This is a genomic window from Methylobacterium sp. WL116 (assembly GCF_008039455.1).
Lineage (GTDB): Bacteria > Pseudomonadota > Alphaproteobacteria > Rhizobiales > Beijerinckiaceae > Methylobacterium.
The window spans coordinates 1-9801 of record NZ_VRUV01000132.1; the positions used below are offsets into that span (position 1 = coordinate 1).

The 9801-nt window shown below is 66.1% G+C and carries 8 protein-coding genes, 1 tRNA gene and 2 pseudogenes; 5 read left to right on the top strand and 6 right to left on the bottom strand.

What is annotated here, in order from left to right:
* Positions 1-18 precede the first annotated feature (18 nt).
* Entirely contained in the window at positions 19-975 is a 957-nt protein-coding gene (gene dusA / locus FV223_RS12015) for a tRNA dihydrouridine(20/20a) synthase DusA (RefSeq protein ID WP_147727268.1), read from the bottom strand.
* A 361-nt stretch (positions 976-1336) separates the two neighbouring features.
* Here dusA and FV223_RS12020 point away from each other — a divergent pair.
* Positions 1337-1413, top strand: a tRNA-Arg gene (locus FV223_RS12020).
* On the opposite strand, the gene FV223_RS12025 is transcribed toward FV223_RS12020, so the two are convergent.
* Positions 1384-1572 carry a hypothetical protein gene (locus tag FV223_RS12025; RefSeq protein WP_147727269.1) on the bottom strand — a complete coding sequence of 63 codons (189 nt, stop codon included), beginning with the start codon at positions 1570-1572 and terminating at the stop codon, positions 1384-1386. The two genes, FV223_RS12020 and FV223_RS12025, sit on opposite strands and share 30 nt — an antisense overlap.
* 568 nt (positions 1573-2140) lie before the next feature.
* Between FV223_RS12025 and FV223_RS12030 the strand changes: the two genes are divergently transcribed.
* Positions 2141-2377 carry a hypothetical protein gene (locus FV223_RS12030; protein ID WP_147727270.1) on the top strand — a complete coding sequence of 79 codons (237 nt, stop codon included), beginning with the start codon at positions 2141-2143 and terminating at the stop codon, positions 2375-2377.
* Between the two features lie 36 nt (positions 2378-2413).
* Here FV223_RS12030 and FV223_RS12035 read toward each other — a convergent pair whose 3' ends face one another.
* Together FV223_RS12035 and FV223_RS12040 are read right to left on the bottom strand one after the other, a co-directional pair.
* On the bottom strand, positions 2414-2659 hold the full coding sequence (locus tag FV223_RS12035; protein ID WP_147727271.1) for a hypothetical protein: 246 nt from the start codon (positions 2657-2659) through the stop codon (positions 2414-2416).
* The gene (locus tag FV223_RS12040) at positions 2652-3236 is read right to left on the bottom strand and encodes a hypothetical protein (RefSeq protein WP_147727272.1); all 585 of its coding nucleotides are present in this window, start codon (positions 3234-3236) and stop codon (positions 2652-2654) included. The genes FV223_RS12035 and FV223_RS12040 overlap by 8 nt, the downstream gene beginning before the upstream one ends.
* 448 nt (positions 3237-3684) lie before the next feature.
* Between FV223_RS12040 and FV223_RS12045 the strand changes: the two genes are divergently transcribed.
* Positions 3685-4737, top strand: coding sequence for a DUF6551 family protein (locus FV223_RS12045; RefSeq protein ID WP_147727273.1), 1053 nt, complete (start codon positions 3685-3687; stop codon positions 4735-4737).
* A 419-nt stretch (positions 4738-5156) separates the two neighbouring features.
* Here FV223_RS12045 and FV223_RS31740 read toward each other — a convergent pair whose 3' ends face one another.
* Both FV223_RS31740 and FV223_RS12055 read right to left on the bottom strand, forming a co-directional pair.
* Positions 5157-8057 (bottom strand): LamG-like jellyroll fold domain-containing protein, encoded by a 2901-nt coding sequence (locus FV223_RS31740; protein ID WP_147727274.1) that lies wholly within the window; start codon positions 8055-8057, stop codon positions 5157-5159.
* 271 nt (positions 8058-8328) lie between these two features.
* Positions 8329-8487 (bottom strand): annotated as a pseudogene (locus tag FV223_RS12055) (IS5/IS1182 family transposase); the annotation flags it as partial.
* 375 nt (positions 8488-8862) lie between these two features.
* Between FV223_RS12055 and FV223_RS12060 the strand changes: the two are divergent.
* Together FV223_RS12060 and FV223_RS31265 are read left to right on the top strand one after the other, a co-directional pair.
* Positions 8863-9102, top strand: coding sequence for a hypothetical protein (locus FV223_RS12060; protein ID WP_147727275.1), 240 nt, complete (start codon positions 8863-8865; stop codon positions 9100-9102).
* Positions 9103-9534: 432 nt separating this feature from the next.
* Positions 9535-9801: pseudogene (locus FV223_RS31265) on the top strand (TonB-dependent siderophore receptor); the annotation flags it as partial.

The following is a 9801-nucleotide window of genomic DNA, read 5'->3' on the forward strand; positions in this document are numbered from 1 at the left end:
CGTAGCCGGCGAGCCGCGTCAGGAAGCTCTGCCCGAGCAGGTTGCCGTCGAGAGGTGGCGCCGGTACGCCCGCGCGCCCGGCCGCCCGTTGAACAGCCCGAGCATGTGCCGGGTGATGGCATGGAGCCGCTCGCCGCCCTCCAACGCCGCCGCGACGTAGGGCGCATAGGCCTCGACCGCCTCGAACGCGTCCGCCACCGGGGCCGGCGCCCCGAACAGCTCGGGATCGACCGCGATCAGCCCGGCCGGATCGCCGTAGGCCGCGCGCCCGACCATCACGCCGTCGAGGCCGGACAGGTGCGTCTTCGCCTGCGCCACGGTGGCGATGCCGCCGTTCACCGCGATCGGCAGGGCGGGAAATGCCTGCTTGAGGCGGACCACCCGGCCGTAGTCGAGGGGCGGCACGTCGCGGTTCTCCTTCGGCGACAGGCCCTGGAGCCAGGCCTTGCGCGCGTGCACGATCAGCCCGTCGACGCCGGCCGCGACGACCGCGCGGGCGAGCGTGTCGAGCGCCGGCTCCGGGTCCTGCTCGTCCACGCCGATCCGGCACTTCACCGTCACCGGCACCCGCACCGCCGCCTTCATCGCCGCGACGCAGGCGCCGACATGCTCCGGCTCCAGCATCAGGCAGGCGCCGAAGCGCCCGTTCTGCACCCGGTCCGATGGGCAGCCGACGTTCAGGTTGATCTCGTCGTAGCCGTAGCCCTCCGCGATCCGCGCGGCCTCGGCGAGGTCGGCCGGCTCGGAGCCGCCGAGCTGCACCGCCACCGGATGCTCCGCGCGCGAGAACCCGAGCAGCCGCTCCCGTGGGCCGTGGATGACCGCGCCGGTGGTGACCATCTCGGTATAGAGCCGCGCCCGCGCCGACAGCACACGATGGAACGCCCGGCAATGGCGATCCGTCCAGTCCATCATCGGCGCGACGCTAAAGCGCCAGCCCGCGAGGGTGCCTTCCGTCTCGGCCGCCGCAATCATTCGGATCTCGTACCCTAAAAAGCATCTCTCGCCGGCAGGACGCCGCCCTGCCCGCCTGCGGCGGCTTTGCCGTATCCACCTCGGCCGCGAGCCGGCGCGCGGACACGTTCGGATACCATGCGCAGGAGACGGCACAAAGGCAGCACGGTGGGCTCGGCGATGCGCGGGCCCGAGCGACGCGTCGGTTGCGAGCGCCGTCGCGAGCCATGGGATCGATGCGCCGCGTGCGCGACGGCAGGGACCGCTCCGCCAACCCACCCGCCGATACCCACTTGCCGATACCCACTTGCCAAGCGCGGAACGAGCCTCTAGACACCCCCTCGCGACCGGAACAGGCCTCCACCGCCGACCGGTCCGCAGGGCGCCCGTAGCTCAGCTGGATAGAGCACCAGACTACGAATCTGGGGGTCAGAGGTTCGAATCCTTTCGGGCGCGCCATTCCCACACAGCAATGCGAACACCGGGCGGCGGCCATGGGCCCGCCACGACGACGCGCCAGATGGTCCTGTCATCGACTCGGTCGACGACGTTCGTCACGGCGCGGTCGACGAACACCGGAAGCCACGCGTTTCGGAACGAAATCTCGCCCGTCGTCATGGTCTCTCGCATGGGCCGGGGGAACCCACGGTCGGCAAACGGGCGAACGCGCGGGGAACTCGCCGACACGGGGCCGTTGCAGCGCCGCATCTGCTAAGGTCCGCTGAGCCGTCGGCAGCCTGCAGCGTTCCTTCCCGACCGCTTCGAAATCGCCAACCTCGTTCTCGACCATTCGACAGGACCGGTCTAGGTTCCGTTTCACGGCGGCGGTGGCGTAACTCCTGTCCTGCTATTGGATCTGCGTAGGCGCTCGGAGCGCAACGCGCGGACGCGAGGTGCGTGACATTCGCGGTGGCTTCGTCGCACAGCGCGCGCAAGGTAGTTCATCATTTCGATGCTACTCTTTATCGATATATCGAAATGTATTTATTGAGCCTAACTGCCTACTCGTCTCCAAAATGCTACAAGTTGTGATCTCTGGGGATAAAAAATCAGAATTAATTAATTGATTAAATCTCACAGCCGCCTTAATGACAGTCGTGAAATATTTAACAACAACCCTTGAGACGACCATTTCGAAAGCATCGCTTTGGTGAACTACGACAAGATCGAATCCCCGGAGCCATAGATGGACAAACGCTCGGAAGTCGTACAGCTGTCGTCGGCTCTCGCGGCTCGGGTCCGCTATGCGCAGATGGTGGGCGGCCCTATCCTGCCGGCGCAGATCGAAGCGCTTCTCGATGCGGCGAAGCTGCTTCAGGCCTGCGACGTCCCGTGGCCGCCTTTGGTCGAGCAGGTGCTCCACGATGTCGCCAAGGAGCTGGAGGGTCCGGCGAGAACGCTCGATGTCGAGCCCGGTGGCTGAAGTCGGGCGTTCCCCGATGCCGAAGCTCGCGGAGCATCAGCCGTTGCCCGACGGCCCCATCTCGCTTGCGGGCACGAACCCCATCAGCGCGGTCAGCCCGGCCTCGGTGATCGTCCAGCGGCAGGCCCCGGCGGGGTCGGCCTCCGGCAAGGGTTCGATCAGCCCGCGCTTGGCCAGGGCTCGAATCTGGCGGTCCTGCGGATGGTAGAGGCGAGCGCCGCGCGACAGGATCTCGAGGCGGTAGCGCCCGCTCGCGGGCAGCCAGGGCTTCGCCTCAGCCATGGCGCCGCCGCTCCCGGCCGGCCATCGCGGCGAAGGGCCTGACGGCACGGCTCGCGAAGGGTTGGGCGAGCCAGGCATGGCCCGCAATACCCTTGGGATCCGCCGGCTTGTCGCTCGCAGCCACCCGATCCGCGATGACGACGTGGCAGGGCACTGAATCGGTCGTGTCGACGCCAGAGGCGGCACTCGATCGATTGGTCGGTGAGTCCGCCCGCACCGGAGTACGCTCGGCCGTGTTTCCGAGCCTGCCCGCGAGATCGGACGCGGCTCGGACCCATTCGCCGAATGCGAAGGAAATGCCCACGCGACGCGAGACGGCCAGAACGGCGGGGTTCCCCCGCGCGAGACGGTCGCCGTCGACCTCCAGTTGTGGGGCGAGGATCTGACAGATCGACGCAATAACCCTGTGCAAAACGCTAAATCGCGCCTCAAAACAGTAAACCGATGACGCGTGGAGCGCGGCGCACTCGATGTAGGGTTTCTCAAGACCAATCAGGCGCTGGTCGTTGCCAGTGAGCCTCCCGGGAAGCGTGTGGAGGAGAGGGACAAAGCTCCGCTCCGCCTCATCCGGCTTCATAACATCGACTACGAATGCTGCATATACCGGCCGAAATCCCATTCTACGCTCACTTTCTCTGAGCTATCGCATGCATATGATAGCCTCAAAAAGAGATATCAATCAAATTTCTAATCTATGAGATCGAGCATATGACGCCTCAATGGATATAAAAATGAAAATCCTGCACGGACGATGACGATCTTCAGCGATTCGGCAGCGCTATTTGCAGCCATCGTGCGATCGTCCAGCACAAAAATCCGAACATCATCGACGGACGACGATGGCATCTCGGCCCCTTCCGAGGCACCGGACCATCCGCAGCGCGTGTCCTGGAAACTGGCGAAAATCCACTATAGGGCCGCCCCAAACACAACGTCTGGTTTAATATAGGTTAATATTGACTTTTTCTCATAATGGATACAGTTTTTCGTCAAATACAATTTGGCAGAAATCAATAAACGGCAAAATGCTCGATCCGGATCGTGGACGGGCTTCGAAGCGCGATCAAAACCGACTGGTCACTTCGTCGCCTGAAATCAACATCGCGGATCCGCTGCAGGACACGATCGAGGGAAACATCGCAGCCGACAGGAGCCGGGATATCGATCGCGACAGGCGAGAATTCGTTCGAGGGCAGGCCATGCATACGATCTCTACCGATGGGTTCACGCGTCCCAGTCACGTCGACGCCGGGGTGGCGCCGATGCTGCAATGGTTGAAGATCAGCGCGCTGACGATCGACCCGAGCTATCAGCGCCCGATCATCGGTGTGGGTCGCCGGAACGTCGAACGCATTGCCAGCATGTTCTCGTGGTGCTGCTTCACCCCCGTGGTCGTCTCCCCCGTCGAAGGCGGCCGCTTCGCGATCATCGACGGGCAGCATCGCACCACGGCGGCGCTGCTCGTCGGGTACGACGAGGTGCCGTGCCAGATCGTGATCGCCGCGCGTGAGCAGCAGGCGGCGGCGTTCAAGGCGATCAACTGCGTCACCACGCCGATCGCCCGCGTCGCGGTCCACGCCGCCGCCCTGGTCGCCGGCGAGACCTGGGCCGTCCAGGTCGCCGACGTCTGCGCCCGGGCGGACGCCACGCTGCTCCGCTATCCGCTGCCGATCAGCAAGCAGGCCGCCGGCCAGACCATGGCGGTCGGCGCGATCAAGCAATGCATCAAGCGGCACGGCCAGAACACCGTCATCACCGCCCTGCAATGCGTGATCGAGACCGGCAACAACAAGCCCGAGATGCTGAATGCCCGCATGATCAAGGCCCTGTGCGCGGCGATCGACCGGCATCAGGACTGGCGCGACGGCGGCCTCGCCCTGTTCGACGCGTTCGACCAGATCGATCTCGCGCGCCTGCAGGCCCGTTGCGAGGACGGCTCGGCCACCGGAAGCGACCTCGTGCAGAGAATGGCCGAGGTGATCGCGGTCGAGCTGTCGGCCCTCATGCCGGTCACGCGCGAGCATCGGCCCGTGCGCTGGGACGCGCCGCGCCCCAAGCTCGAGGTCGTCAACCTCTGAGCGCGGTCCATCGCGTTGAGACCGCCTCGCCACGTCGGCCCCCCTGCGACCCGGCCGCAGTTCCCGCTCGCGGGCAGCGTGTGACGGGTCGAGCGCGACCCTGCCTGCCGACGTCGTGATCGAGCCACGGCGGAGGCACGACAATGCCGCCCGGGGCCGCTTGCGTTGCCCGGCGACCGAACGCCTGCGCCGGAGACTCGACATCTGGCCGACGGTACCAAGCCGCCGAATGTCGCTCGCTCGCCCCGCCATCGTCACGTGCGCCGCGATGCACATCCTTCGAATCCGGCCGATCGAAGGGATGGGATCCACCTGCATCGCCGCATCGGCACGAAACGAGCGGGACGCATGCGATACGCGCCCATCCGATCGAGATCGGATGGGCGCGGGTTCGGAGCGAGGGCTCCTCGGTCGCGGCTTCAGACGAAGAACAGGTCGTGGACGATTCCCTTCAGATGGGCGTCGTTCGCCCAGTTCGAGGCGCCGACGAGATCGCTGGCGCGAGCCACGTCGTCCGGCACCTCGCCCTGCCTCTGTGCCAGCAGCGTACCGTTCTTGAACAGTTGCATCAGGCCGTGGCTGTCCACGCCGGCGTGCCAGGTCGCCGTCTCTCCCTCGACGATCGCGTCCGCGGCGGCGATCCGGTGTGCGACGCCCTTGTCGAAGATCTCGAACGCCATGGTGTCGGACTGCCCGACCTGCCCCAACCAGATGTTGTCCGTCCCAGCGCCGTTGCCGGTGTCGAACACGCGCTGGAAGCCGCCTGCATCGAGGTCGTCGAAGCGTACGGTCGCGTAGGCGTCGAACGCGCCGTGAATCTCGGGAATCGCGTTGTGGGCCTGGACCTCGAGATGGTTCACGCTGCCGACCAAGGGGGTATCGCTGGCATAGTTGGACGCGCCGATCAGGCTGTGGCCGCGCACCACGTCCGACGGCACCGCGCCCTCGCCCTGCGTGAGCAGCACGCCGTCCTTGTAGATGCGCATCACGCCGCCCTCGTCGACGCTCGCCTGCCACAGCGCGGTTTCGCTCTGGGTGATCGCATGCTTGGCGACCAGCCGGTGCTTGATGCCGTCCTCGATGATCTCGAACGCCATGTCGGCGCCGTTCCCGACCTGGCCCATCCAGATGTTGTTCGTGTCCGCGCCGCTGCCGGTGTCGAAGATCCGCTGGTACCAGCCGTGTCCGAGATCATCGAAGCGCGCCTCGACGCTGACCGAGAAAGCGCCTTCGGCATGATTCAGTTCGCTGTAGGCATGAACGTCGACCTTGCCGGCACTGCCGAGCAGCGGCGCATCACTCGCCCAGTTGGACCTGCCGACCAACTCGCTGGTGCGCACGACATCGGCGGGAACGACCCCGTGCCCTTCGGCGAGCAGGACGCCATCCTTATAGAGCTTCATCACGCCGGTCTCGTCGACGCTCGTCGTCCAGTGCGCGTCCTGCCCGGCGACGATCGCGTCCTTGGCGGTGATGCTGTGGTCCTCGCCGTCGCGCCAGATCGAGAACACCATGTCGGTGCTGTCGGCGCGCTGGCCCAGGAACACGTTGTCACGCTCGGGGCCGTTGCCGAAGTCGAACACGCGCTGCCACGCGCCGCCGGCCGGATCGTCGAACCGGGCGACGACGTCCGCCACGAAGGCGCCATGGATGTCCGCCGGATTCTGGGCCACGGTGACGTCGAGCACCTTGCCGATCAGCGGCGTGTCCCAGCCCCAGTTGGATTTGCCGATTAGTTCGCTGGCGCGCGCGACGTCGGCGGGGACGACACCCTGACCCTGCGCCACCAGCGTGCCGTTCTTCGACAGGAGCATCGTGCCGCCGTCGTCGACCGCGACCTTCCACGTCGCCGTCTCGCCCGCAACGATCGCGTTCGCGGCGGTGATGCTGTAGGGCCGGCCGTCGCGCCAGATCGCGAACATCATGTCGGTGCTGTCGGCGCGCTGGCCCAGGAACACGTTGTCCTGCCCGGGGCCGTTGCCGAAGTCGAACACGCGCTGCCACGTGCCGCCGGCGGGATCGTCGAACCGGGCCTGGGCGGTGGCGGTGAAGGCGCCGTGAATGTCGGCGGCCAGCACGGCCGGAATGACGGTTTCCTGCTGCCCGACGCCTCCGCGCGCGCGCAACGCAGCCATCAGGTCGGCGACCGCGACCGTGCCGTCGTCGAACGACAGCATCTCGATGCCGCTGAGCGTATCCGTGCCGGTCGCCGCGCCGCGGATCGAGAAGCCGGCGTTCAACGCGGCGGGATTCCAGATCACGGTGTAATCCGCGCGGTTGCCCGCGTACACCGCCGTGTCGAAGCCCGTGCCGCCGACGAGCGCGTCGTCGCCGCCATTGCCGGTCAGCTTGTCGTCGCCGGCGCCGCCATCGAGCCGGTTGGCGACATCGTTGCCGATCAGGATGTCGGCCGCGTGGCCGCCGACCGCGTTCTCGATCGTGACGCCGTTGGCGATGGTGAAGCCGCCGGTGAACGTCTCGGACGTGCTCACCCAGCCGCCGCCGCCGATCTCCTCCTTCAGCGTCGCGGCGCGCAGATCGATCTTGGAACGGGCGTCGCCGACGTACGCGATCGAGTCGATGCCGCCGGTATCCCAGATCGTCGTATATCCGTGGTTGAAGTCGACGTCGTCGCCGAAGCGATAGACGGTGTCGCCGGTGGCGTTTTCGGACCGGCCGTACATGGCCTGCAGCGCTGCGATGTCGATCGCGGCATAAGAGCCGGGCTGGGCGTTGAGCGGCGTTCCGTAATCGACCCAGGGTGTGAACGGGTTGTCCTCGCCCAGGAACGGCGAGGTGTAGGTCATCACAGAGTACAGCTGAGAATTCAGCTGATGCCTGCCGGGATCGCCCGCCCAGGTCGCGCCATCCAGGACATTTCCGAAATCGAGGTCGTGAGTGTGCTTGAGGCCCAGGGCATGGCCGGTCTCGTGGAACCATGTTTCCGAGTAGGTGCCCAGCCGCACCGCCGCGGCCGATCCGGCCACATTGGCGTTGATGCCGATGACGCTGTCGGCGCTGGTCACGCCCACCCACGGCAGCACCGATTCGCAGCCGCCGCCTTCCTCGAGCCTGAAGCTCAGATTGCCGCCCCATGCGACCTCGGTGAAGCGCAAGGCGGTGAAGCTTTCGATATTTGCGATGATCTCGCGATAGAACGGCTTCCAGTCGCCCTCGTCCATGTCCGGGACGCCGTTGCCGTTGATGTCGCTGTAGGCGAAGCTGTAGGTCAGGTCCGGTCCGATCCAGGCTCGCCCGACGTTCAGGCTGTCGATCATCGGATTGCCAAAATACCAGATGCCCGTCGTCTGCTCGGCCATGCTTCGCCCCCCGATATGCGCGCGTCCGCCGATCGCAGATCCGGCGCGCGATGCCGTCAGGTTTATTTTCCGGGGTTCGAACAAGCCGTTAACAGCCTCGCTCGATTCTTCGCAGATCGTACTTTTGCGGCTCGCGCCCGTTGCGCCGGCGCGCAGTCCTTACATCGAGTTAATACTGAAAATATTCACAGAACGAAGGTAATAAGACAGTATATCTGCTTCGATCTTTACATAAGAAATTATGCCGATCTTGAAGCGCCTAACAGACCCGTCAGATCTGGTTGCGGGTCATGAGGCTTGCGGCGAGGGCAGTGAAGGCGTCGTGGATGTCGGCGCGTCGCTTGGAGCGGACGGGCAGGCGACGGAAGCGGTCGAACCCGGCATGGGTCCGCTCCACGACCCAGCGGGGGCGACCGCGCCTCTCAAGGCTCGTCGCAATCGCGAACGCCTCGCCATGCCACGCGCCCTGCGCCGCCACCGCATCGTCGCCGGCACGCCGTTCGAAAGGGCGAGCGGTTCTCGGCTGACGCGCACACGGAGCGCCCCTAGGCGCCGATGCGGCTGCGCGCCACGGCCCGTGCTCTCGACCCCGTCCGCGGCGTCGGTCGTCGAAGCGGTAGCTGGCGTCATGCCCACGATGCCGGACGGTCCGCACGTCCGCACCCACGTGACGATGCCGCTTCCAGAGGCGTCCCGCTTTTGGGATAGATCGGACCGTGCACGTCGCATTCGCGACCGTCCGGATGGATCGCTCGGCGATCCGGCGCCCGGATGGCGCAGCGCGTGCCTGGGACGGGGGACGACGATGGACGAACTCAACGGCCGGGTTCTCGGGCTGCAGATCCTGCTCACCGGCGTCATCGCCCGGATGGCGAGCGAGAACCGCTACCCGGTCGGCTTCCTCTCGGATTTTCGCGACGAGATCCGCGCCGTGGTGAGCGGCATCCGGATCACCGGGGCGGAGGACGAGGGCCACGTGCGAGCGACCGCACTCCACGCGATCGACGAGCTGTTCTCGCTGATGAAGCCGCCGAGCCAGGATTGAACGGGTCCTGCGATCCGGAATCACCGGCGCAGGCAGGACGGACCGCGCCGCGTCCGGCGGACGCGGCGGCGCCCGCGATGGGCGCGCTTTAATCCGAGCCGCGACGCGATCGGTGTGAATTGTGTCTCCCCAGCAACACGCGGGGCGGGACGAGAAGGTCTTAGCGATGCCTTGGACCTATTCCAATTCGGAAATCGGACCCAACGGCCTGCCGGGAATGGTCATTCCGGGGAACTCGTCGGCATCCCATCCGTCAACCTGGAATAGTTCCGATCTCCGATCGGGCCGATGATCGTCGTTCGGCCTCGGAAATCAGCCATAGTTTGGTTCTGTTCCAACATTCGTTCGTTGACGGAAGATCTTTCCCGAGCCCTTTGAGGCCATCGCATCGCCCGACGACTGGCGCTGCGGGTGCCGGGGGGTCGGAAGATCGTGCAGAGCTCATCTCGTATTCCAAAGTCGCTGCGTCCTGCTGCCGATGGGCGTTACGCGAAGCTCAAGGAGCAGAAGGGCGTCATCGGCGTTGCCTGCGCCGTCGCGGTCGGCTCGGTCGGCAGCGCCGAGGCGCAGCAGGGGCCTGCATCCGCCCTGCCGCCCCTGAACATCGACGCCCCGATCACGCGGCAGCGCCCGCCCGCTCCGAAGCCCGGCCCGACCCAGGTCAAGGCACGCACGGCCCTGCGCCGTGCGGTGCGGGCC

Excerpts from the sequence above, each read along its gene's own strand:
- FV223_RS12035 (WP_147727271.1), bottom strand. The coding sequence starts at position 2,659 with ATGGCTGAGGCGAAGCCCTGGCTGCCCGCGAGCGGGCGCTACCGCCTC.
- FV223_RS12025 (WP_147727269.1), bottom strand. The coding sequence starts at position 1,572 with ATGACGACGGGCGAGATTTCGTTCCGAAACGCGTGGCTTCCGGTGTTC.
- FV223_RS12040 (WP_147727272.1), bottom strand. The coding sequence starts at position 3,236 with ATGAAGCCGGATGAGGCGGAGCGGAGCTTTGTCCCTCTCCTCCACACG.
- FV223_RS12045 (WP_147727273.1), top strand. The coding sequence starts at position 3,685 with ATGCTCGATCCGGATCGTGGACGGGCTTCGAAGCGCGATCAAAACCGA.
- dusA (WP_147727268.1), bottom strand. The coding sequence starts at position 975 with ATGATTGCGGCGGCCGAGACGGAAGGCACCCTCGCGGGCTGGCGCTTT.
- FV223_RS12030 (WP_147727270.1), top strand. The coding sequence starts at position 2,141 with ATGGACAAACGCTCGGAAGTCGTACAGCTGTCGTCGGCTCTCGCGGCT.
- FV223_RS12060 (WP_147727275.1), top strand. The coding sequence starts at position 8,863 with ATGGACGAACTCAACGGCCGGGTTCTCGGGCTGCAGATCCTGCTCACC.
- FV223_RS31740 (WP_147727274.1), bottom strand. The coding sequence starts at position 8,057 with ATGGCCGAGCAGACGACGGGCATCTGGTATTTTGGCAATCCGATGATC.